General features: G+C 72.6%; 15 protein-coding genes. 6 read left to right on the forward strand and 9 right to left on the reverse strand.

Annotation, left to right across the window (positions count from 1 at the left end; genetic code table 11):
• Positions 1 to 68: 68 nt before the first annotated feature.
• From OG440_RS22640 to OG440_RS22675, 8 genes are all read right to left on the reverse strand, one after another.
• Positions 69 to 1,328: a hypothetical protein gene (locus OG440_RS22640; RefSeq protein ID WP_406011424.1), complete on the reverse strand. Its 1,260-nt coding sequence runs from the start codon at positions 1,326 to 1,328 to the stop codon at positions 69 to 71.
• 26 nt (positions 1,329 to 1,354) lie between these two features.
• Positions 1,355 to 3,583 carry a CDP-glycerol glycerophosphotransferase family protein gene (locus OG440_RS22645; protein ID WP_406008617.1) on the reverse strand — a complete coding sequence of 743 codons (2,229 nt, stop codon included), beginning with the start codon at positions 3,581 to 3,583 and terminating at the stop codon, positions 1,355 to 1,357.
• A gap of 8 nt (positions 3,584 to 3,591) precedes the next feature.
• Complete coding sequence (locus OG440_RS22650) at positions 3,592 to 5,796, reverse strand: CDP-glycerol glycerophosphotransferase family protein (protein ID WP_406008618.1); 2,205 nt, start codon at positions 5,794 to 5,796, stop codon at positions 3,592 to 3,594.
• Between the two features lie 154 nt (positions 5,797 to 5,950).
• A complete protein-coding gene (locus tag OG440_RS22655; protein WP_406008619.1) occupies positions 5,951 to 8,227 on the reverse strand; it encodes a CDP-glycerol glycerophosphotransferase family protein in 2,277 nt (758 codons plus the stop codon).
• 163 nt (positions 8,228 to 8,390) lie between these two features.
• Positions 8,391 to 9,242, reverse strand: coding sequence for a carbohydrate ABC transporter permease (locus OG440_RS22660; protein ID WP_406008620.1), 852 nt, complete (start codon positions 9,240 to 9,242; stop codon positions 8,391 to 8,393).
• Positions 9,239 to 10,582, reverse strand: coding sequence for a carbohydrate ABC transporter permease (locus OG440_RS22665; RefSeq protein WP_406008621.1), 1,344 nt, complete (start codon positions 10,580 to 10,582; stop codon positions 9,239 to 9,241). The genes OG440_RS22660 and OG440_RS22665 overlap by 4 nt, the downstream gene beginning before the upstream one ends.
• A 7-nt stretch (positions 10,583 to 10,589) precedes the next feature.
• Positions 10,590 to 11,969: an ABC transporter substrate-binding protein gene (locus OG440_RS22670; protein WP_406008622.1), complete on the reverse strand. Its 1,380-nt coding sequence runs from the start codon at positions 11,967 to 11,969 to the stop codon at positions 10,590 to 10,592.
• Positions 11,970 to 12,233: 264 nt separating this feature from the next.
• The gene (locus tag OG440_RS22675) at positions 12,234 to 15,899 is read right to left on the reverse strand and encodes an FHA domain-containing protein (RefSeq protein ID WP_406011425.1); all 3,666 of its coding nucleotides are present in this window, start codon (positions 15,897 to 15,899) and stop codon (positions 12,234 to 12,236) included.
• Between the two features lie 335 nt (positions 15,900 to 16,234).
• On the opposite strand from OG440_RS22675, the gene OG440_RS22680 reads away from it, so the two are divergent.
• The 4 genes from OG440_RS22680 to OG440_RS22695 all read left to right on the forward strand — a co-directional run bounded on the left by OG440_RS22680 (position 16,235) and on the right by OG440_RS22695 (position 21,607).
• A complete protein-coding gene (locus tag OG440_RS22680) occupies positions 16,235 to 17,938 on the forward strand; it encodes a serine/threonine-protein kinase (RefSeq protein WP_406008623.1) in 1,704 nt (567 codons plus the stop codon).
• 134 nt (positions 17,939 to 18,072) lie between these two features.
• Positions 18,073 to 19,326, forward strand: a complete 1,254-nt coding sequence (locus tag OG440_RS22685; RefSeq protein WP_406008624.1) for a serine/threonine-protein kinase — start codon at positions 18,073 to 18,075, stop codon at positions 19,324 to 19,326.
• Between the two features lie 57 nt (positions 19,327 to 19,383).
• Positions 19,384 to 20,490, forward strand: a complete 1,107-nt coding sequence (prfB, locus tag OG440_RS22690; RefSeq protein WP_406008625.1) for a peptide chain release factor 2 — start codon at positions 19,384 to 19,386, stop codon at positions 20,488 to 20,490.
• 271 nt (positions 20,491 to 20,761) lie between these two features.
• Complete coding sequence (locus OG440_RS22695; protein WP_406008626.1) at positions 20,762 to 21,607, forward strand: hypothetical protein; 846 nt, start codon at positions 20,762 to 20,764, stop codon at positions 21,605 to 21,607.
• 87 nt (positions 21,608 to 21,694) lie between these two features.
• Here the strand turns inward: OG440_RS22695 and OG440_RS22700 are convergent, their stop codons facing one another.
• Positions 21,695 to 21,889, reverse strand: coding sequence for a hypothetical protein (locus OG440_RS22700; protein WP_062647958.1), 195 nt, complete (start codon positions 21,887 to 21,889; stop codon positions 21,695 to 21,697).
• 236 nt (positions 21,890 to 22,125) lie between these two features.
• Here OG440_RS22700 and ftsE point away from each other — a divergent pair, with 236 nt between their 5' ends.
• Together ftsE and ftsX are read left to right on the forward strand one after the other, a co-directional pair.
• A complete protein-coding gene (gene ftsE / locus OG440_RS22705; protein WP_020132390.1) occupies positions 22,126 to 22,815 on the forward strand; it encodes a cell division ATP-binding protein FtsE in 690 nt (229 codons plus the stop codon).
• Positions 22,816 to 22,875: 60 nt separating this feature from the next.
• Complete coding sequence (gene ftsX, locus OG440_RS22710; protein WP_406008627.1) at positions 22,876 to 23,793, forward strand: permease-like cell division protein FtsX; 918 nt, start codon at positions 22,876 to 22,878, stop codon at positions 23,791 to 23,793.
• Positions 23,794 to 23,795: the final 2 nt, after the last annotated feature.

Here is a 23,795-nt window from a genome sequence, read left to right on the forward strand (position 1 = left end):
GGGGTCCGAGCGGGGCAAAAAGGGGCATTGGCGGTACCTTCCCGCCGGGTCGACGGCTCTGCCGGAAGTCACCTCAAGGAGTGAGCCCGTTCGGAGCCATCCTGGGCCGGCAGGGCGACCCGCCCCCGCAGTACGGGCTCCAGCAGCAGCGGCACCCCCAGCACCGGCAGCAGCCACGCCGGCACGATCAGCCGGTCGCCCCAGACGGTGATGTCCGGGTGCCCGGCCTGGGTGAGGACCCCGGTCCAGGCGGCACCGAGCGCGAAAACGCCGAACGCCCGCCGAGGCCCCCGCGCCACCCCGCACGCTCCGGCCGCCAGCGCGGCCACGAACAGCGGCTGCCACAGCTGGCGGCGCAGCCACTCCACCCAGAAGTTCCCCTGGAGGCGCAGGAACTCCGGCCACACGCGGGCACGGTCGGGCCGCTCGAAGTGGCGGGTCAGCAGATCCTGGAGGCTCTCCGCCCCGGACGGCCAGTGCAGCAGCCTCGCCAGTACCAGCGTCCCCAGCACCCCGAAACCACCCACGACGGCCACCACGACCACCCCGGGACCCGCCGGCCGGCCCCGCCACCGGCGCCGTACGGCGATCAGCGCGCCCGCCCCCGCCAGACACAGCCCGAGGAACAGCGCCTGCGAGTGCTTCACGGTGAACAGGGCGGCCAGCGCGCCGCCGACCAGCCACGCCCCCGCCCGCACCTCGCCGTCCAGTGCCAGCGCGCACCCCCACACCGCCGCCAGCGTCAGCGCCAGCGTCAGGCCCTCGGTCATCGGGCGCATGGCGGTCGTACCGCACGGCAGCACGTAGTACAGGGCCTGCCCGGTCAGACGGACGAAGGGCGGCGCGCGCAGCGTGCGCAGGATCAGGAACACCAGCACCCCGCCCGCCGCCGCCACGGCGACCCCCGCCAGCCACACGCCCCAGGTCACGCCGAACAGGGTGAGGAACGGCAGCAGGAACACCGGGTAGCCGGGGCGCGCCTCGAAGATCCGCATGAAGCGCTCCGGCATGAACGGCACGGTGTGCCCGCCGGTCTGCCCCGCCCGCAGCCGCGCGTCGACGTGACGCCACTCCCGCTCGCGGCACTCGGCGGCGACCCGGCGGCCGGGATCGGGCGCGTCGAAGCGGAGCACGTCCACGCTCTGCCGGCGGGCCGCGGTCGACGCCTCGCCCGCACAGGCGTAGCCGATGCTCAGGGCCGCCGCCTCGCGCTTGCTGTCACCGCGCAGACTCAGCGCGTACGACAGGTAGTTCTTGCTGTCCGGGGTCTCCCGGCCGGTCACGTTCGCGAGCTGGAGCAGCGCGAACACGGCGGCCAGGACCAGCACCCAGGTGCGCGGCCGCGGGGGTGTTCTCACGTCGACGCGAGCAGATCGCGGGCCCCGGCCGGGCCGGGCACCTTCGCGCCGACGGCGGTGGCGGCCGCCTCGGGGAACTCCTCGCCCAGCAGCAGCCGCCGGACGACCCGCTCGGCGGCCCGCCCGTCGTCGTAGGCGCAGAACCGCTCGCGGAAGCCCGTCCGCAGCCGCGCCGACTCCTCGTCGCGCCAGCTGCCGGAGGCCAGCAGCCAGGCCAGCTCCCGGTAGGTGCGAGAGACATGGCCGGGCGCGTCGGCGGTGACGTCGAAGTAGGTGCCCCGGCTCGCCGCGTACGCGGCCCAGTCGTCGGCGTGGACGACGATCGGCCGGTCCAGGGCGGCGTAGTCGAACATGAGCGCCGAGTAGTCGGTGACCAGGACGTCCGAGGCGAGCATGACGTCCTCGACGCGCGGCTCGTCCGTCGCGTCCACCAGCACCCCGCGCCGGTGCAGGTCGGCCAGGCCCATCCCGCGCGCCGGGCCGGTCGCCAGCGACGGGTGCAGCCGTACGACGAGGGTGTGCCCCTCGCCCAGGTCGGCGGCGAACCGGGCCAGGTCGATCCGGTCGACGTGGCCGCCGCGCACGTACTCGCGGCGGGTCGGCGCGTACAGCACGACCGTGTGACCGGCCGGGATCCCGAGCCGCGCGCGGACCGCGAGACCCGCCCGCGCACCGGCGTTCACCAGCACGTCGTTGCGCGGGCTCCCGGTCCGCGCCGACGTGAAGTGGCACGGATAGGCCCGCTCCCACACCAGTTCGGAGTGCTCGTTGGCGACCAGGCTGTAGTCCCAGCGGTCGGCGCGGCGCAGCATCTGCGGCACGTCCACGCCGTGCCGGGCGCCGGGCCGCCGGAGCAGGTCGGCCGCCATGTACTTCAGCGGGGTGCCCTGGTGGGTGTGGATGTGGACGCTGCCGGGCCGCTTGGCCAGGGAGCCGGGCCAGTTGACGTTGTTGACGAAGAACGAGGCCCGCGCGCCGGCCCGGCGGTAGGCGGGGGAGTCGAGCAGGACGTGCTCCACGCCCGCCGGGAGCCGCTCGGCGGTCTCCTCGTCGCGCACCACCCACACCCCGCGCAGCTGCGGGGCGATCTCCCGCGCCTTCTCGTAGACGGCTCCCGGATCGCCGAGCACTCCCCGGTGCGAGAACGCCGAGTACAGGACGAGGTGCGGATCCAGCGGTCCGTGCCCGAACACCGCGCCCGGAGCCCGGCGCAGCCTCCCGCCCGCCGCCCGGCCCGCCTGCCCGCCCCGCCGCGCGATCTCCCGGGCCGCCTGGCCCGCCCCGCGTTTGATCCGGTAGGCCGTGTAACCGCCCTCCAGGACCCGGAGTTCGGCGGGCACCGGTTCACCGGCGGGCTTGTGGCGGGCGAACAGCTCGGCCGTACGGCGGAAGAACTCCCCCTTGTCCGACGGCGGCAGCCGGTCCGGCTTGGCGAGGATGTCGAGACAGTGCTCGCCCATCTTGCGGTGCAGGTACGGGCGCTGGTCGGCGAGTTCCGGGCGGGAGTCGACGAAGGCGAAGACCCGCTCGTACTGGTCGTGGACGTCGAAGTGCTTGCGGCTGGTGGTGGACAGGATGTTGCCCTGACGCCGCTGCCGGTAGTTCAGGCAGATCCGGTCCAGCGTGGCGATCCGCTCGGCGCTGAGCATGACCGGGAACGTCCAGGGCGTGTCCTCGTAGTAGCCGGGCGGGAAGGAGAACCCGTTCCGCTCGACGAACTCCCGCCGGTGGACCTTGTTCCACACGACCATCAGCAGGTCGAGGATCTCCGGGCGTTCGACGACCGTGAAGGTGCCGTCGGCGGCCTCCGCGAGGACGTGGGCCAGGGCGTTCCTGCGGGTGCCGCCCCACCAGTAGGTGCGCGCGTAGTCGAAGACCAGCACGTCCGGGTCGCCGGTCTCGTCGAGCCGGTCGGCCATCGCGCGCAGCGCGCCCGGGGTGAGGGTGTCGTCGCTGTCGAGGAAGAACAGGTAGTCGCCGCCCGCGAGCGGCATACCGGCGTTGCGGGCGCGGCCGAGACCGGCGTTCTCCGGCAGGTGCAGGACCCGGACGCGGTCGTCGCGGGCCGCGTACTCGTCGAGGATCGCGCCGCAGCCGTCGGGCGAGCAGTCGTCGACGGCGATCACCTCGATGTCCCGGTACGACTGCTCCAGGACCGAGTCGAGACACTCGCGCAGGAAGCCCTGCACCTTGAAACAGGGGACGATGATGCTGAAGCGGGGCACTGCGGAGGTCAGCTCCTTACGAGGGTGGAGGCGGCGGGGGCGGGGACGCGCTCGGCGAGCGGCCGTACGGGCTCGATCGCCTCCGGGGGCTCGCCGAGCAGCACCCGGCGCACCACGCGCTCGGCGGCCCGGCCGTCGTCGAACTGGCAGAACCGCGACCGGAACGCGGCCCGGCGCGCGGCGGACTCGGTGCCCGCGTACGAGCCGTCGCGGAACACCCGCGCCAGCTCCTCGGGCGTGCGGGCGACCGGTCCCGGCGGGGCGGCCAACAGGTCGAAGTAGACGCCCCGGGTCTCCCGGTAGACGTCCCAGTCGTCGGCGTACACGACGATCGGACGGTCCAGGTTGGCGTAGTCGAACATGATCGACGAGTAGTCGGTCACCAGCGCGTCGGCGGCCAGACAGACCTCCTCGGAGGAGCGGTGAGCGGTGACGTCGATGATCCGGCCGGTACCGCGCCGGCCGCCGCCGTCGTAGAAGTAGTGCGCCCGCAGCAGCACGACGACGTCCTCGCCAGCCGCCTCGCAGAAGGCCTCCAGGTCCAGTCCCGGCTCGAAACCGCTCCGGTGGTCGCGGTGGGTGGGCGCGTACAGGACGGCCGTGCTGCCCTCCGGCACGCCCAGTTCCCGCCGGACCCGGGCCACGTCGGCGGCGGTCGCCGTGTAGAAGACGTCGTTGCGCGGATAGCCGTACTCCAACTGCTCGTAGCCGCCCGGGAAGGCGCGCTCCCACATCTGGGTGGAGTGGGTGTTGGAGGACAGGTTGTAGTCCCAGCGGTCCACGCGGCCCAGCAGCTTGGTGAAGGAGCCGGTCGCGGCGGCGACCACCGGGTACGTCGACTGGTCGACGCCCATCTTCTTGAGCGGGGTGCCGTGCTGGGTCTGCACGTGCACACTGCCCTCGCGCTTGACCACGCCCTCCGCGAAGTTGGCGTTGTTGACCAGGTACTTGGCGCGGGCCAGGACCTGCCAGTAGCGGCGGCTGCCGATGACGGCGTGGTCGACGCCCTCGGGCATCGCGTGCGCCTGGTCGGCCTCGACAAGGAACACCGAGCGGATGTGCGGGGCGAGTTCGGCCGCCTTGGCGTGGATCGCGGCCGGGCTGCACGCGTAGCCGCGCCCCCAGTAGGCGCAGTACACCGCCAGGTCCGGGTCGATACGGCGGCGCAGTTGGCGCCGGTAGAACAGGCGGGTGCGCAGACCCTGGGGGCGCGGGAGGCGCTCGACGGCGCCCGCCGCCTTCCGGTTGGCGCCGCGCAGCGCGCGGAACGCCGTGTACGCCCCGGCCGCCAGCAGCCGGTGCTGCACCCCCAGGCTGCCGCCCGGTCCGCGGTACCCGGCCGGGCGGTGGCGCCGGTACAGTCGGCCGGCCCGGCGGAAGAACGCCCGACGGTGGCGCCCGGTCAGCCGGGCCGGATGCGCGGCCGTCTTCAGGACGGCCGCGAAGAGCTGCTCGAACAGCGGGCCCGACCGGTCCTGCGACAGTCCGCGTTCGGCCGCCCGGGCCAGCACCGCGTCGGTGTGGTCCAGGAGCTCCGCATGGTGTGCGCCCGGCAGGTTCAGCCGGTTGCCCTGCCGCCGCAGCAGATGCCGCACGACGACCGAGCGCAGCACGGCGATCCGCTCGGCGTGCACGGTGACCAGGCCGCCGAAGCCGACGTCCGTGAAGTGCCCGTCGGGGAAGGCGAGCCGGTGCCCGGTGACGAAGGAGCGCCGGTAGGCCGTGCCCCACGCGGGCAGCCGCACGCCGGTGACGTGCGGGGCCTCGGCGGGGGAGAAGGCGCCCTGCGGGGTGTTCGCCAGCAGCGGGGCGGCCGGGTTGGCCGGCTCGCCGTCCCACCACGGGGTGCGCTCGTGCTCGGTGTACAGCACGTCGACGTCGCCGGTCTGGGCCAGCCGGGCGTCCAGCGCCGCCAGGGCGCCCGGCACGAGGACGTCGTCGCCGTCGAGGAACAGCAGATACGCGCCGGTCGCCGCCCGCGTCCCGGTGTTGCGCGCCCCGCTCAGTCCGGCGGACGGTGGCGAGTGCACCGGCGCCACCCTGGAGTCCCGCCGCGCGTACCCGGCGGCCAGGGCGGCGGCCGGGGTACCGGGCGCGTCGCTGACCGGGATCAGCTCGAAGTCGCCGAAGGACTGGGCCAGGACGGAGTCCAGCGCCAGGGACAGCCGGCCCGCGACCCCATGGGACGGGACGATGATGCTGAAGCGGGGCATTCTGCTCTTTCTCTGTCGGTCTGTGGCGGGTCCGTGGCGGTGTCTTCAGGCGGTACGGCCGGGTGGCCGTCCGGCCGGCCGCCAGGTGGGCGGCCGGGCCGGGGTGGGCCGCGACGAGCCGAAGGGCATGGCACCTCCCGGAAGGGAACGGGGTTCAGCGTCGGTCGGTGACGGGGAGGACGGGACCGGCGGGCGGCGGCACATGGGCGAGCGCCGGGCGTCCCGCGGGCATCGCCGCCGAGGCGGCGGCCGACGGCACCGGACGGCGCTCGGCGAGCGGCACCACCGGGGGCAGCCGTGTCTCGCCCAGCACGACCCGCCGTACGACGCGCTCGGCGGCGCGGCCGTCGTCGTGCGGGCAGAACCGCTCGCGGAACGCGGCCCGCAGCTGGGCCGAGCGCGAGCCGCGCCAGTGACCGGTCGCGAAGATGTCGATCAGTTCGTCCTCGCTGCGCGCGACCGCGCCCGGCGGGCAGGCGCGCAGGTCGAAGTAGGTGCCGCGGGCCGCCTCGTACGCCTCCCAGTCGTCGGCGTGGATCACGATCGGGCGGTCCAGGCCGGCGTAGTCGAACATGAGGGACGAGTAGTCGGTGACCAGGGCGTCCGAGGCCAGACAGAGCGACTCGACGCTCGGGTGGTCGGTGACGTCGATGACGCCGGGCACCGGCCGGCCCGCCGGCGCCTCCTGCCAGTAGTGGGAGCGGGCCAGGATCACGAAGCGGGGCCCCAGGCGGCGCATGACCCGCTCCAGGTCGACATGGGAGCGCTGGACGCGGCGGTAGTCGCGGTGCGTCGGCGCGTAGAGCAGGGCGATCACGTCGCGGGGGATGCCGAGGGACTCGCGCAGCCGGGTCACGTCCGCCGAGGTCGCCCGCTGGAACACGTCGTTGCGGGGGTAGCCGTACTCGAGGGTCTCGTAGCGCCCGGGGTAGACGCGCTCCCAGGTGAGGGTGGTGTGGCGGTTCGCCGACAGGACGTAGTCCCACTTGTCGACGCCCCTCAGCAGTTCGGCGAAGTCCATGTCGCGGGCGGCCGCCGGGCGCTCCTGGAGGTCGAGGCCCATGTGCTTGAGGGGTGTGCCGTGCTGGGTCTGCACGAAGACCTGACCGGGGCGCTTGACCAGCCGCCGGTCGAAGTTGACGTTGTTCACCAGGTACTTGGAACGGGCCAGCGCCGTCCAGTAGGCGGCCGTCCCGGGACGCACCTGCCGGGGTCCCGGCGGGACGGCCGAGCCGTGCTCGGGGCGGGCGATCCACGCCGTGCGCACCTGCGGTGCGAAGGTGCGGAAGGCGGCCTCCAGCGCGCCCGGGTTGCAGCTGTGCCCGCGGCCCCAGTACGCGGCGAACACGGCCCGGTCGGCGCGCAGCGGCAGCTTCAACTGGACGCGGTAGTGGGCCTGGAGGACGGCGGCCCGCAGCGCGCGGGCGAGCTTGGCGACGGCCTTGTGTGTGCGCCGGCGTACGGTCATGACCGTCTGGAGCACCCGGTAGGTGCGGTGCACGCCGAAGTGGACCATGGTGTGGCGCAGCCGGGAGCGCAGCGGGACCCGGACGCCCGGGGTGCGGTAACGCCGGTAGTGGGCCCGGGCCCTGCGCAGGAACTCGGCGCGCGAACCGCGCGGGAGCCGGTCCCTCTTGGTGAACACCGTCGACAGGTGGTCGACCATGCGGCGGAACAACACCGGTCTCCAGAAGTCGAGTTCGGGCCGCTGTTCGATGAACGCGAAGACCCGGTCGTACTGCTCGAAGACGTCGAAGTGGCCCCGGCTGGTGGTGGACAGGATGTTGCCCCGGCGGCGCTGCCGGTAGTGCACACAGACCCGGTCCAGCGTCGCGAGCGACTCCGCCGCCATCAGCGCCGGGTACGTCCACGGGGTGTCCTCGTAGTAGCCGGACGGGAAGGACAGGCCCACGTCCTCGACGAACTTCCGCCGGTAGGCCTTGTTCCAGGCCACCATCAGCACCCTGAGCAGCCCCGGACGGTCCTTGAGCCGGAAGGGCGCGGTGCCCTCCTCGGTGAGCTGCGCCGCGAACTTGTTGCGTACGGCCTCGCCCGACCAGTAGGTGCTCGCGTAGTCGTAGACCAGGACGTCCGGCTCGCCGGTCTCCCGCACCCGGTCGGCGATCGCGCGCAGCGCGTCCGGGGTGAACGTGTCGTCGGAGTCCAGAAACAGCAGGTAGTCACCGGTCGCCCGCTCCAGGCCCGCGTTGCGCGCCTGCCCCAGGCCCACGTTCTCCGGCAGGTGCACGGCGCGCACGCGCTCGTCGCGGGCCGCGAACTCGTCGATGATCTCGCCGCAGGCGTCCGGTGAACGGTCGTCGACGACGATCAGTTCGAGATCGGTGAACGACTGGGACAGCACCGATTCCAGGCACTCGTGCAGGTACGCCTGAACCTTGTACGCGGGGACGATGACACTGAACCTGGGCAAGGGACATCCATGGGTCGGCGCGGGCAAAGGACAGGGCCTTGCCCGGGAACGGCCGATGGAGTGAATTGGTTACGGTTCGTGCGGCATACGGGGGACGCCGGGTGAACGGAAAGGGGCGGGCCGGTGACCCGGCCCGCCCTGGCTTTCCGCCCGGTTTTCCGGGCTACTTGACCGCGCCCGCCATCACGCCGGACACGAACTGCCGCTGGAACGCGAAGAACACCGCCAGCGGGATCACCATCGAGATGAACGCGCCGGGCGCGAGCACGTCGATGTTGTTGCCGAACTGCCGTACCTGGGTCTGGAGGGCGACCGTGATCGGCTGGCTGTCGGCGTTGGTGAACACCAGCGCGACCAGCATGTCGTTCCACACCCACAGGAACTGGAAGATGCCCAGGGACGCGATCGCGGGGCCGCCCAGCGGCATCACGACGCGGGCGAACAGCCGCAGTTCACCGGCTCCGTCGAGGCGGGCCGCCTCCAGCAGCTCGCGGGGGATCTCCGCGAAGAAGTTCCGCAGCAGGAACACCGCGAAGGGCAGCCCGAACCCGACGTGGAACAGGATCACTCCCAGGATGTTCCCGAACAGGCCGATCTTGCCGAACAGTTCGGCGATCGGGATGAGCGCCACCTGCACCGGCACGACCAGCAGGCCCACGACGCCGAGGAACCACCAGTCCCGGCCCGGGAACTCCATCCACGCGAACGCGTAGCCCGCGAGCGCGCCGATGACGACGACCAGGACGGTCGCCGGCACCGTGATCAGCGCGGTGTTGACCAGGGAGCTGGTGATGTCACCGTTCTCCAGCAGCTTCTGGTAGCTGTCGAAGGTGAGTTGGGAGGGCTCGCTGAACACCTTCCACCAGCCGTCGGCGCTCATGTCCTCGGGGGAACGCAGCGAGGAGATGAGCAGGCCGACGGTCGGCACCAGCCAGAACAGGCCGACGACGATCAGGAAGGCGCGCACCAGCCCGCCGTTGAGCTTCTCCATGATCCATTCGAGTCGCCCGCTCATCGCCTGACCTCCCGCCTGAGTCGACGCACGTTGAACCACATCACCGGGATCACCAGCAGCAGCAGGAACACCGCGATGGCGCTGGCGACACCCGGCTGGTCCTCGGAGAAGCCCTTGCGGTACAGCTCCAGGGCGAGCACGTTCGCGTCGTCCTGCGAGGAACCGGGGGCGATGATGAAGACCAGGTCGAAGACCTTCAGCACGTTGATCATCAGGGTGACGGCGACGACCGCGAGGACCGGGGCGAGGAGCGGGACGGTGACCCTGCGGAACACCTGCCACTCGTTGGCGCCGTCCACCCGGGCCGCTTCGAGCAGTTCTCGCGGGATCCCCGCCAGGCCGGCCGCGATCAGCACCATCGCGAAACCCGCCCACATCCAGATGTACGAGCCGATGATGGCCGGTGTGACCAGCGACGGACCGAGCCAGTCCACACCGTTGTACGCCTCCTTGAAATTGCTCGCCGGCAGCCGGAGCAGCGCTCCGTCGGCCTCGGCCGGGAGGGTGAAGGTGCCGTCGTCGGCGGCCTTCGTCGAGGCCACCACCTTGCCGTCCTTCACCGCCTCGATCTTCATTCCGGCGTAGCCCAGCTCGGACGGGTCGGGCGCGCCGAGGGTGCCGACGCCCTTGCCGCGGGTGAAGTCCTGCCAGGCGGTCCCGGTGACGCTGCCCTGTTCGGGCCGTGCCTTCACGGCCTTCTCCGCGCCGCCGGGCATCTGGTCGGGGGCGACGCCGACCAGGGGCAGGGTGACCGGGACGCCGGTGTGGACCGCGGCCTTGGTGAGGAAGCCGCCGTTCTCCGGTCGCAGCGGCGAGTCACGACCGGGGTGGGCCTTGGGGAACGCCGACGACTCGGCGAACGTGTCGTGGACGCCCACCCACACCGCGTTGGCGACCCCCTTGTCCGGGTCCTGGTCGTAGACCAGCCGGAAGATGATGCCGGCGGCGAGCATCGAGATCGCCATCGGCATGAAGACGACCAGCTTGAACGCGGTGCCCCAGCGCACCCGTTCGGTCAGCACCGCGAAGATCAGACCGAGCGCGGTCGCGACCGTCGGCGCGAACACCACCCAGATCACGTTGTTCTTCAGGGCGGTGCGGATGCCGTCGTCCGTGAAGAGGGCCTTGTAGTTGTCGACGCCGGCGAAGCCGTCGCCGGACTGGTCGTAGAAACTGCGCACGACCGAGTACCCGATCGGGTAGACCACGAGTGCGCCGAGCAGCACGAGGGCGGGCAGCAGGAACAGCGCGGCCACGGTCCTTCGGGTGCCGGTCACACTCTTGCGCGAGCGAGGACGGGCGGGGGCCTCGGGAGCCCCCGCCGCCGCGGGCGTCGCCATCGTCGCGTCAGTTCCCGTACGCCGCTGCCGCGTCCGACTCCAGTTTCGCCTGGATGCCGGCCACGTCCGTCGGGTTCTTCAGGAAGTCCTGGAGATCCTTCCACTCGCCCTTGCCGGGCGTGCCGCCGAAGGCCTGCGGGGCCTGGTCGGACATGTCGAAGCGGAAGTCGTCGCCGGCCGCGACCAGCGCCTTGGCGATCGTCTGCTGGACCTCGTTCGGGTACACGGAGACGTCGACGTTCTTGTTCGGCGAGAGGTAGCCGCCGAGCTTCGCCTGGATCTCCGCCGCGTCCGGCGAGGCCAGGAAGGTCGCCAGCGCCTGCGCGCCCTTGGAGTCCTTCAGGATGACCGCCGCGTCACCACCGGAGACCACCGGCGCGGTGTCGCCCACCTTCGGGAACGGGAAGACCTTGGCGTCCGTACCGACCTTCGACTTGGTGTCGGCGATGTTGACCTGCACGAAGTCGCCCTCGTAGACCATGGCCGCCTTCGGCTGCTCGCCGCCGGTGAAGGTCTGGGTCACCGAGGCGGGGAACTCCGTCTGGAGCGCGCCGCTCGCGCCGCCCGCCACCCAGTCCTTCTTGCCCCACACCTGGGCCAGGGTGGTCAGGGCCTCCTTCACGGAGGGATCCGTCCACTTGATCTTGTGCTGGGCGAGCTGGTCGTACTTCTCCGGACCCGCCTGGGAGAGGTAGACGTTCTCGAACCAGTCGGTGAGGGTCCAGCCGTCGGCGCCGCCGATGGAGAACGGGGTGACACCGGAGTCGTACACCGTCTGCGCGGTGGTCAGCAGGTCCTTCCACGTCGCGGGGTCGGCGGCGCCCGCGTTCTCGAAGACCTTGGCGTTGTACCAGATCAGCGACTTGTTGGCGGCCTTGTAGTAGACGCCGTACTGCTTGTCGCCCACCTTGCCGATGTCCTGCCAGCCCTGCGAGTAGTTCTTCGCGAGCTCCGCCTGGGCCTCGGCGCCCAGCGGCTTGGCCCAGCCCTTGTCGGCGGCCTGCTTGATGGCGCCCGGCTGCGGCAGCATCGCCACGTCCGGCGGTGAGCCGCCCGCGATCTTCGAACCGAGGAAGTTGATGATCGGGTCCTGCGCGGGCACGAAGGTGATCTTCGCGCCGGTGCGTTTCTCGAACTCGGCGAGGACCTTCTTGAAGTTCGCCTGTTCGGTTCCGGTCCATACGGCGGCCACTTCGAGGGTGGTGCCGTCGAGCTTGGGGAGGGTGAGGGTGCCGCCGGATTCCTTGCTTCCGGTGCTTGCGTCGCTTCCGTCGCTCTTGTCGTCGTCGCTGCCGCACGCCGTCAGCGAGAGCGCGAGCGCTCCCGCCAGCAGCGCGGCGGCCGCCTTCCCGGTCCTGCGTGTCCGCATGTTGCTCGTGCTGTGCATCACTGCCCCGTTCTTCGTCCTCGTCGACTCGTGAACGTTCGAGCGCTGTCCCGTTGAGCACTGGTCTACGCCGGGTGTCTGGGCTCGGCAAGGGCGCCTGTGCTGTCAAGCGGGAGATCGTGACCGCGTCGTGATCGCAACGCGCGCGATCGCCGACGCGAGGCCGGTGCGCGCTGCCCGACGCGGGCGGTGACCGGGAGCCGCCGCCCCCGGTCGTCCGCTCCGGACCGCCCGGGCGGCTTCCGGCCCTGGAGATCCTCGGCCTCAGGCGCCCCCGGCGGGTGCGCCCCCGGACGGGCTGAGTTGCTTCGCGGCGCGCTCCAGGGCACTGGCCAGCAGCGCCAGGTCCGTCGGGCCGTTGCCCAGTTCCCGGACGGGCCGGCGGGCCGGGGGATCGCCCATGCGCTGCCACTCCAGGGGGACCACCGTGGGGCGCAGTGTCGCCGTACGGGGGATGCGACCCGTGACGCGGCCGCCCTGGAAGGCGGTGAGGCGGCCGTCCGCGCCCTTGAGGCGGCCGCGCCCCGGCGCCGGTTCGTCCGTGCCCGAACCCGGCGGGTCCAAGGTGATCCGTACGGTGGACAGCCGGACCGGCTCCGACTCCGCCGTGCGACCGCCGGGGCTCGCCGCGACCACCAGGTGCACGCCGAGCCGCTCGCCCTCGCGGGCCACCGCCTCCAGCGCGCGCATGACCGAACCGGCGGCCGGGCGGCCCGGGGAGCCGAGGGCCGGGGAGACGAGCGCGTCCAGGTCGTCGACGACCACCACCAGACGGGGCAGCGGGGGCGCCGCCTCGGCCCGTTGCCGGGCGGCCGCTCCCGGGCGCAGCCGCAGCGTGGTGCTCGGCGGGGCCTCGATGTCGGCGGCGCCGCCGGAGCCGGCCCCAGGGGCAGGGGCGTTCGGGGTGCGCTGCGGGACGATACGGCCGGACACCGCGCGCTGGGTGTGCCACTCCGCGAACCCGGAGAGGCCCAGCAGTTCGGACCGGCGCTTCAGCTCGGCGCTCAGCGACTGCGCGAACTCCCGCATACGGACCGGGTCGTTGGCGGTGAGGTGGGTGGTGACGTGCGGTACGTCCGTGCAGATCCGCAGGCCGTCGCCGTGACCGCCGGCGCCCTTGCCGACGGTGTCGCGGCCGTCCAGCAGGATGATGCCCAGCCGGTCCGGCCGCTCGGCGGCGGCCAGCGAGGCCACGACCGCCCGCAGCAGCTCCGTGCGCCCGCTGCCGGTCGGGCCCTCGATCAGCAGGTGCGGGCCCTCGGCGACCAGGTCCACACCGACCGGTCCGCGCGGCCCCGCCCCGAGCACGGCCCAGGCCCGTCCGCCGAGCGACTCGGCGTCGTCGGCCGCGTCCGCCCAGCGGGCCATCAGCGAGGCGGGCGTGGCCCGGGCGAGCCCGAGCTTGTCCAGCAGCCGGGCCGACTGGGGCAGCGGCGCCGACACCCGCGTGTGCCGCTCACCGCCGCCGCCCGCGCCCTCCGGGCGCAGTGGGGCGAGGGCGCGCGCGAAGCGTTCGGCCCAGGCGAGGGAGACCGCGTCCACCGCGCCGACCGTGCCCGGCCCCACCGGGCCGGGCCGCTCCGTCTCCGCCCCGGCCGGCGCGACCCGCAGCAGCCGCAGCGCCGTCGCCACGTCCCCGCTGAGCAGCGCGACGGCTCCGCACGCGCGGAAGGTCGGCGCCGTCGCACAGGCCGCCTCGTAGGTCTCGGTCACCGGGGAGGAAGGGGAGGCGGCGGGCGTCTCGGCCAGACAGACGACGTGTATCCCCGCCCGCGGCCCGGACACCGCCAGCCGGGCCACCGCCTCGCGCAGGTCGGCGCCGCCGGGATCGCCGTCCACGACGACCACCGTGTACGGGCCGGGGAAGCCGCCGTCACCCGTCTCGTCCGGCAGGGCCCAGGAGGGGCGGCGGCCGGCCGCGCCGCGGGGCGCGGGTACCTGGACCGCTCCCGTGCCGCTCGGCCCGCCCGCGCTGTCGGCGAGGTGGTCCTCGAGCCGGCGCAGCAGCTCGTCGGCGCGGGCCGTGGCCTGGTCGCGGTCGTAGGCGAGCAGGAGACGGCAGTCCTGGCCGTGCCCCGGGCGCAGCTGCGGCAGCCAGCCCAGCCAGGACCACTCGGCGACGCGCTCCTCCTCGGAACGCGCGCGGTCCGTGCTGATCAGGACGATTTCCAGGGTGTCGGGGGAGTGCAGCGCGGCGAGCTGGGCCAGCACCGCGCGCGCCAGTCCGGACAGCCGCGGGCGGGGCCCGGCCAGACCGAGCGCGCCGACCTCGCGCAGCCCCGTCGTCACCGGTACGGCCGGCAGCAGACCCGAGCCGTCGGGGGCCGGCCGGTCGCCGGTGCCGAGCCGCACGGTGAGCGCCTCCGGGTGCCCCGGCCCGCGTTCCCACAGCCGGGGGCCCGGGCCCAGCGCCGTCAGCAGCAGGGCGGCCGGGTCCGGCCAGGTCTCGGGTGCGGGCGGTGCGGCGGCCGAGGGGTACGACCGCCCCGCGGACTCCTCCTCCTCGTAGGCCGCGGGGAGGTCCGTGTCCTGGGTGTCGCCGCGACCGCCGGCCAGTCGGCGCGCCCACGCGGAGAGGCCTCCGCGTTTGCGTACGCCCGGGGGGACGTCGGTGCCGCGCAGCGGGGTGCCCTTTCGGCGGGCCGCCACGCGCGGATCGGTTTCGGGTGCGTCGTCGTAGGGCGGCGCACCCGGGGATCCGGCCGAAGGGGCGCCGGATGGGGCGGCCGCAGGGGTGGACGGGGCGGCGGAGTCGGGAGCGGAGGCGGCGGGGCGGTGCGGGGCGCCCGCGTCCTCGGGCGCGCCGTGCGGTCCCCGCACGGCGTCGTGCGTCCCCGCGAAGGAGCCGAGGCCCGAGCGGCCGGCGTGGGTGGCCGAGGAGCCTTCACCAGCTCCGGACACACCGCCGGAGGGAACCGCGCCGTTCGGGGTCCGGCGCACGGCGTCCGGCGTGCGTGCCTCGTCGCCGCGCCGGCTCTCGATGCGCGGCGCCGCGCCCTGGCCGGGCACCACCGGAGGCGCCGGGCGGGTCTCCGCGGCACCGCGTGTCCCCGCGCCCCGACCCTCGGACGCGCCGTTCCAGTCCACGGTGCCGTAGGCGTGGCCGGTCGGGCCGGAAGGGCCGTCCCGGTGGCCCGCGGCGTCGCCCGCCGCACGCGCGCGTGCCGTGCCCGGGACGGGGCGGTCGCCGGACGGGTCGTCGGCCGCCGCCGGGTCCGTGGCCGCGCAGGGCACGCGCACGTGCCCCTCGCCGTCCGGCGTGGTCGCCGCGCGTGGGCCCGGGCCGCCGGGCGGGGCCAGCCGCAGGGCCGACTCGCCGACTCGCAGCAGGGCACCGGGGGCAAGGCGCACGGGACGGGCCTGCACCGGGGCGCCGTCCAGGGTGGTGCCGTTGGTGGAGCCGAGGTCGGCCACCGTGACCCGGCCCTCGGGGGAGAGCGTCACCGCGCAGTGCAGGCGCGAGACGTCCGGGTCGTCGAGGGGCACGTCGGCGTCGGCGGAGCGGCCCACGCGTACTTGGCCGCCGTGCAGCAGGTGGACGCCGCCCGCGTCGGGCCCGGCCACCACGTGCAGGCGGGCCGGGGCGTCGTCGACCTCGGGATGCGGTTCGGGGTCGGCCGGCGCGCCCAGGGACAGCACGGCGCCGTCGACCAGCGGCGGCTCGCCGAGCGTGCAGCGCTGGGTGTCGAGACGCTCCACGCCCGCGTAGAGCACGACCGCGGCCGCGGAGGAGGCCGCCGGGGCGCCCTCCCCGGAGACCGCCGCGGCCAGCGCGGACGCCACCGCCGCCAGGGCCGTGCCGGCGGGCGCCGTGACCAGCACGTCGCAGCTCGTGGTGCGGGCCCGCGCCTGAGGTCCTCCCGCGCGAGCGGAGCCCTGCGCGGGGAAGGGCGGGCCCGTCGGGTCTACGACGGTCAGCCGGATCTGCATCGCCGTCAGCGGTCCCTTCTGCACGGGCGCGGACTTCCCCCCACCCCACACGAGCACAGCGGCCAGTACTGAAGGCATCCTCGCACCTGTCACTGACAACGCGCCCCATACCCGGGAACAAGTGATCTTGATTGGTCGGCTCTGCCCGCAAAAGTGCCGGACAAGTGCGTCACCGACGATCAGTTGAGATCGGTCACGTACGGCCGCGGCAACCAGGAGGACCGGACCGAGCGTCTTTCCTTCGCACAGGACGACAGCCCGGTGTCCGTACCTCGGCACTACAGTGGGTCGGAACACGGACAGGCAGGGCAAGCAAGCAGCAGGGAGCGCGTGACGTGCGGCCAGTCGGCAGCAAGTACCTGCTCGAGGAGCCGCTCGGACGCGGCGCCACGGGCACCGTCTGGCGAGCCCGCCAGCGCGAGACCGCGGGCGCCGAGGCGGCCGTGGCCGGCCAGCCCGGGGAGACCGTCGCGATCAAGGTCCTCAAGGAGGAGCTCGCGAACGACCCCGACGTCGTGATGCGCTTCCTGCGCGAGCGGTCCGTCCTGCTGCGCCTGACCCACCCGAACATCGTGCGGGTCCGCGACCTCGTCGTCGAGGGCGATCTGCTGGCGCTGGTCATGGACCTCGTCGACGGCCCCGACCTGCACCGCTACCTGCGCGAGAACGGGCCCTTCACGCCCGTCGCCGCCGCCCTGCTCACCGCGCAGGTCGCCGACGCGCTCGCCGCCAGCCACGCCGACGGCGTGGTGCACCGCGACCTGAAGCCGGCCAACGTCCTGCTCATGCAGAACGGCGGCCAGATGCACCCGCTGCTCACCGACTTCGGCATCGCGCGACTCGCCGACTCGCCGGGCCTGACCCGGACCAGCGAGTTCGTCGGGACGCCCGCGTACGTCGCGCCGGAGTCCGCCGAGGGCCGCCCGCAGACCTCGGCCGTGGACATCTACGGCGCCGGCATCCTGCTGTACGAGCTGATCACCGGACGCCCGCCGTTCTCCGGCGGCTCCGCCCTCGAGGTCCTCCACCAGCACCTGAACGCCGAGCCGCGCCGTCCCTCCACGGTCCCCGACCCGCTGTGGACGGTCATCGAGCGCTGCCTGCGCAAGAACCCCGACGACCGGCCGAGCGCCGAGAACCTCGCGCGCGGGCTGCGCATCGTCGCCGAGGGCATCGGGGTGCACGCGAACTCGATGCAGATCGCCGCCGCCGACGGCGTCGGCCATCTGCTCGCGCCCGACCCGACGCCCACGGCCGTGCCGGGCGGCGACTACGACCCGAACGCCGCGACCAGCGTCCTGCCGCACACGTCGGGTCCCGCGGGCGCCGCCGACCCCACCGCCGTGCTCCCGCACACCAGCGGTCCGGCGGGCGCCGCCGATCCGACGGCCGTCCTGCCGCCGGTGCCCCCGCACCAGCAGGGCCGGCAGCCGGAGCAGCCGCACCCCTGGCAGTCCCAGATGCAGGGCGCCCGCGCCCGCAACGAGCAGACCCAGGTCCAGCAGTACCTCGACCCGGGCGAGGACCCGCTGCGCCGCCGCCCCCAGCGGCAGGTCTCCCGCCAGCAGCAGCAGCCGCAGCAGCAGCCGTATCCGCCGCAACACCAGCCGAACCAGCAGCAGCAACAGCGGCCGCAGCAGCAGCAACCCGGCTACGGATACCCGGGGCAGCAGCAACAGCAGTACGCGCCGCCGCAGCACCAGCAGCCCCGGCAGCAGCCCCAGCGGTACGCGCCGCAGCCTCAGCAGCAGCCGAGGCAGCGGCCCGAGCCGGAACCCCGGCAGCCGCGCGAGCCGAGACAGCGCAGCGCCAACCCGATGAAGATCCCCGGACTCGGCTGCCTGAAGGGCTGCCTGTTCACGATCGTCATCCTGTTCGTGGCCGGCTGGCTGATCTGGGAGCTGAGCCCGCTCCAGAGCTGGATCGGCACCGGCCAGAGCTACTGGCAGCTGATCAGCGGCTGGTTCCACGACGTCACCGGCTGGATCGGCGATCTGGCCGAATCGAGCGGCAGCGGCTCGGCCGGCACCGGCAACTGAGACACCGCGGGCTCCGGTTTCGACCGTGAGTTTGTGTACTTGTCGACATCCGGCGGGTGATTTCCGTCTCCGCGGTGAAGGTTGGCTCCTCGGACGCGTACTTTGATGGGCAACACGCGTCTGTAGGAGCAGCCTTGGCACGGAAGATCGGCAGCCGGTACACCGCCCACCAGATCCTGGGACGGGGCAGCGCCGGCACGGTGTGGCTGGGCGAGGGACCGGACGGGCCCGTCGCCGTCAAGCTGCTGCGCGAGGACCTCGCCTCCGACGAGGAGCTCGTGGGCCGCTTCGTGCAGGAGCGCACGGCGCTGCTCGGCCTGGAGCACCCGCACGTGGTGTCGGTACGGGACCTGGTCGTGGACGGCAACGACCTGGCCCTGGTCATGGACCTCGTCCGCGGCACCGACCTGCGCACCCGCCTGGAACGCGACCGGCGGCTCGCGCCCGAGGCCGCCGTGGCGATCGTCGCGGACATCGCCGAGGGACTCGCCGCCGCGCACGCGGCCGGGATCGTGCACCGCGACGTGAAGCCGGAGAACATCCTGCTCGACATGCAGGGCCCGCTCGGCCCCGGCGGCTCGCACCGCGCGCTGCTGACGGACTTCGGCGTCGCGAAACTGATCGACACCCCCAAACGGACCCGCGCCACGAAGATCATCGGCACGCCGGACTATCTGGCGCCGGAGATCGTGGAGGGCCTGCCGCCGCGCGCCTCGGTGGACATCTACGCCCTGGCGACCGTGCTGTACGAGCTCCTCGCGGGCTTCACGCCGTTCGGCGGCGGCCACCCGGGCGCGGTGCTGCGCCGCCATGTCACCGAGTCCGTCGCCCCCCTGCCCGGCATCACGGACGAGCTCTGGCAGCTCATCGTGCAGTGCCTGGCGAAGGCGCCGGCGTCCCGGCTGCGGGCGTCCGAGCTGGCGGCCCGGCTGCGCGAGCAGCTCCCGTCGCTGACCGGGATGCCGCCGCTGGACGTCGACGAGCCGGACCCGGAGCAGGAGGACGGGGAGGGCGAGCCGGCCGAGGCCGCGCCCTCCGCCTCCGCTCCCGCGACCCCCTCCGGGCGGGTGCGGCGCGGGTCGGTCCCGCTGGTGCCCGGGGCTAAGCCGGACTCGAACCGGGACACCCACACGTCGATGCGGGTGCCCGCGCCGGACGAGCTGGCGGGCGGGGCGCACGGCACGGCACGGGTGCCGAGGGCGGCCGGAGCACCGCGCCCCGGCTCGGCACGGAACCGTTCCGCCACCCGGCGGCGCCGGATCACGGTGGGCGTGGCGGCGGTGGCGCTGATCGCCGCGGCGGGCATCGGAACCTGGGCGGCCACCTCCGGCGACGACGCGGGGGCGACCCCGCAGGACACGAAGAACTCGGCGCCGGCCTCCCCGTGACCTGGGGGCGGCCGAGGCCGGGCGGGCTCGGATGCCGGGTCCGTTAGGCTGGGAGGCGTGGCAGTCGTCGATGTATCCGAAGAGCTCAAGTCCCTCTCCTCGACCATGGAGTCGATCGAGGCCGTTCTGGACCTCGACAAGCTGAGGGCAGACATCGCCGTGCTCGAGGAGCAGGCGGCCGCGCCGTCCCTGTGGGACAACCCGGACGAGGCGCAGAAGATCACCAGCAAGCTGTCCCACCTCCAGGCCGAGGTCAGGAAGGCGGACACGCTGCGCGGCCGGATCGACGATCTCGCCGTGCTGTTCGAGATGGCCCAGGAGGAGGACGACTCGGACACCCTCGCGGAGGCCGAGTCCGAACTCACCGCCGTCAAGAAGGCGCTGGACGAGATGGAGGTCCGTACGCTGCTCAGCGGTGAGTACGACTCCCGCGAGGCCCTCGTGAACATCCGCGCCGAGGCCGGTGGCGTCGACGCCGCCGACTTCGCCGAGAAGCTTCAGCGGATGTACCTGCGGTGGGCGGAGCAGAAGGGCTACAAGACCGAGATCTACGAGACCTCGTACGCCGAAGAGGCCGGCATCAAGTCGACCACCTTCGCCGTCCAGGTCCCGTACGCCTACGGCACTCTCTCCGTGGAGCAGGGCACGCACCGGCTGGTGCGGATCTCCCCCTTCGACAACCAGGGACGCCGACAGACCTCCTTCGCGGGCGTCGAGATCCTTCCCGTGGTCGAGCAGACCGACCACATCGAGATCGACGAGTCCGAGCTGCGGGTGGACGTGTACCGGTCCTCCGGTCCCGGCGGCCAGGGCGTGAACACCACCGACTCCGCGGTGCGACTCACCCACCTCCCGACCGGCATCGTCGTCTCCTGCCAGAACGAGCGCTCGCAGATCCAGAACAAGGCGAGCGCGATGAACGTGCTCCAGGCCAAGCTGCTCGAGCGGCGCCGCCAGGAGGAGCAGGCCGCGATGGACGCCCTCAAGGGCGACGGCGGCAACTCCTGGGGCAACCAGATGCGTTCGTACGTCCTGCATCCGTACCAGATGGTCAAGGACCTGCGCACCGACTACGAGGTCGGCAACCCCGAAGCCGTGTTCAACGGTGAGATCGAGGGGTTCCTGGAAGCCGGAATTCGCTGGCGCAAGCAGCAAGAGAAGTAACTTTGTCGACAAGGCAACCGCCCCTGAATCAGGGGCGGTTGCCTTTTTATGTCACATTCACAGCACCAACGCCTCGCAAAGCGCCCCGACTTGGACATTGCGTACGCAACGACCTTGACGATGCTTTGAAAAGTGGGGAGGGTGCAGTGTGGCATGCGTATCTCCGGGGCGCATGTGAACCGGGGGCTTCAGCGGCATCTCAGCTACCTCCGTCGATCACGGCCCCGGGCGCGGCCTCATCGACGATTCAGCTACTGGGGGTAGCAGCTATATGACCAAGAAGACGCGGATCCGGTTCGCGCGCATAGCCGCCGGCGCCGTGATCGCCGCGGGCGCCTCGCTGACGGTCGCGGGCGTCGCCTCGGCCGACGACGACGCTCTGGTCGACACGAGCACCATCGTGCCCATGGATGGCGACCCGTGCGACATCGTGACCACGCCCGACTGTGACCCGGGCGGTACGACCGGCGAGACGGGCACCACCGGTACGACCGGCGAGACGGGCACCACCGGTACGACCGGCGAGACGGGCACCACCGGCACGACCGGTGAGACCGGCACCACCGGCACGACCGGCACCACCGGCGACACCACCACCGGTGGGGCGGTCTCCATCGGCGGCACGGTCACCATCGGAGGAACGTCCAGCACCGGCGGCGACTCCACCTCGGGCGGCTCCACCACGACCGGTGGCAGCACCACCACGGGTGGCTCCAGCACGACCGGTGGCAGCTCGACCACCGGCGGTTCCACCACGGGTGGCTCCAGCACGTCCGGCGGCGGCTCGACCACCGGCGGTTCCAGCACGTCCGGCGGCGACGACTCCACCGGTGGCTCCGGCAGCACCGGCGGTTCGAGCTCCTCCACCGGCGGCTCGGCCACCGGCGGCACCGACACCGACGGCACCTCCACCCAGGAGGAGGGCAGCTCCGCGCTGACCGACACCTCGGACTCCGCCGCCGACACCACCGCGCAGGGTGGCGGCAAGGAGCTCGCCGAGACGGGTGCCGGCCAGACCACGTTCCTGGTCATCGGCGCGGCCACGATGATCGCCGGCGGCGTCGGCTTCCGGGTGCTCCCGCGCCTCGTGGCCGGCCGCGGCGGAGCCGCTGCCTGACGTCGGGTAGTCGCCTCCGTACGTGACGTACGCGCGAAGGGGCCCGGAGCGATCAGCTCCGGGCCCCTTCCCGTGCGTGTGTGGGGGTTACGCGGTCTGGTGGGCCAGCAGCGCCAGCGCCGCCACCAGCACCGCGAGCAGCGCGATCAGCGCCATCGGGTTCAGACCCGCGAAGAAGTTGTCCTGTTGCTGCATCCGCTCGCGGTTCGCGCGGCACACCGGGCACCGGCCCTCGCTCACGGGCGCGGCGCAGTTAGCGCACACCAGCCGGTCGTACGTCATGCGCTCGCCCTCCTAGCACCGGTTCCACGTACACAACGCTCCGGGGAACGGGAACGTTCCCCCTCCACTGTGCCAGGTTCCTCCGTGGGCCGCGCGGCCCACCCGGAGAGCGGGGGGCGTACAAAGTCCCGTACAAAAACGCACAAGCCCCAATCAACCCCTCCCGACGCCTGCGCCGCCGTCCCCGGTTCGCGTATGGTCACGCTCATCTACCCCCGGCGACCCGTGGTGCATCCGTGATCCGATTCGACAACGTCTCCAAGGTCTACCCCAAGCAGACCCGCCCCGCACTCAGGGATGTCTCCCTCGAGGTGGAGAAGGGCGAGTTCGTGTTCCTCGTGGGATCCTCCGGTTCCGGCAAGTCCACCTTCCTGCGGCTGGTCCTTCGCGAGGAGCGCACCAGCCACGGTCAGGTGCACGTCCTGGGCAAGGACCTCGCGCGCCTCTCCAACTGGAAGGTGCCGCAGATGCGCCGCCAGCTGGGGACGGTCTTCCAGGACTTCCGGCTGCTGCCCAACAAGACGGTGGCGGAGAACGTCGCCTTCGCACAGGAGGTCATCGGCAAGTCGAAGGGCGAGATCCGCAAGTCCGTGCCGCAGGTGCTCGACCTCGTCGGGCTCGGCGGCAAGGAGGACCGGATGCCCGGTGAGCTGTCCGGCGGTGAGCAGCAGCGCGTCGCCATCGCGCGGGCCTTCGTGAACCGGCCCAAACTGCTGATCGCGGACGAGCCCACCGGCAACCTCGACCCGCAGACCTCCGTCGGCATCATGAAGCTGCTCGACCGGATCAACCGGACGGGCACGACCGTGCTGATGGCCACGCACGACCAGAACATCGTGGACCAGATGCGCAAGCGCGTCATCGAGCTGGAGCAGGGCCGTCTCGTCCGTGACCAGGCGCGCGGCGTCTACGGCTACCAGCACTGACCGTTCCCGCCATCGCCCCCGTTCTCGCGGACGTCCCCGGAAAGGCCTGAACAACTCGCCATGCGCGCCCAGTTCGTACTGTCGGAGATCGGTGTCGGTCTCCGCCGCAACCTGACGATGACCTTCGCCGTCGTCGTCTCCGTCGCCCTGTCCCTGGCGCTCTTCGGCGGGTCGCTCCTGATGAGCGACCAGGTCAGCACGATGAAGGGCTACTGGTACGACAAGGTCAACGTCTCGGTGTTCCTCTGCAACAAGAGCGACGCCGAGTCCGACCCGAACTGCGCCAAGGGCGCGGTCACCACGGACCAGAAGAAGCAGATCAAGTCCGACCTCGACAAGATGGGGGTCGTCGAGAAGGTGACGTACGAGTCGCAGGACGACGCGTACAAGCACTACAAGGAGCAGTTCGGCGACTCCCCGCTGGCCAGCTCCCTCACGCCGGACCAGATGCAGGAGTCGTACCGCATCAAGCTGAAGGACCCGGAGAAGTACCAGGTCATCGCGACCGCCTTCGACGGGCGGGACGGCGTGCAGTCCGTGCAGGACCAGAAGGGCATCCTGGACAACCTCTTCGGGCTGCTCAACGGCATGAACTGGGCGGCGCGGGCGGTCATGGCGCTGATGCTCGTCGTGGCGCTGATGCTGATCGTCAACACCGTGCGCGTCTCGGCCTTCAGCCGACGGCGTGAGACGGGGATCATGCGGCTGGTGGGCGCCTCCGGCTTCTACATCCAGGCGCCGTTCATCGCCGAGGCCGCGGTCGCCGGACTGATCGGCGGCACGGTCGCCTGCGGATTCCTGGTGATCGCCCGGTACTTCATCATCGACAACGGCCTGGCCCTGTCCGAGAAGCTGAACCTGATCAACTTCATCGGCTGGGACGCGGTGTTGACGAAGCTTCCGCTCATCCTCGCCACGAGTCTGCTGATGCCCGCGCTGGCCGCGTTCTTCGCGTTGCGCAAGTACCTGAAGGTGTGACG

Source organism: Streptomyces sp. NBC_00637, from assembly GCF_045161545.1.
In the GTDB taxonomy this organism is placed as follows: domain Bacteria; phylum Actinomycetota; class Actinomycetes; order Streptomycetales; family Streptomycetaceae; genus Streptomyces.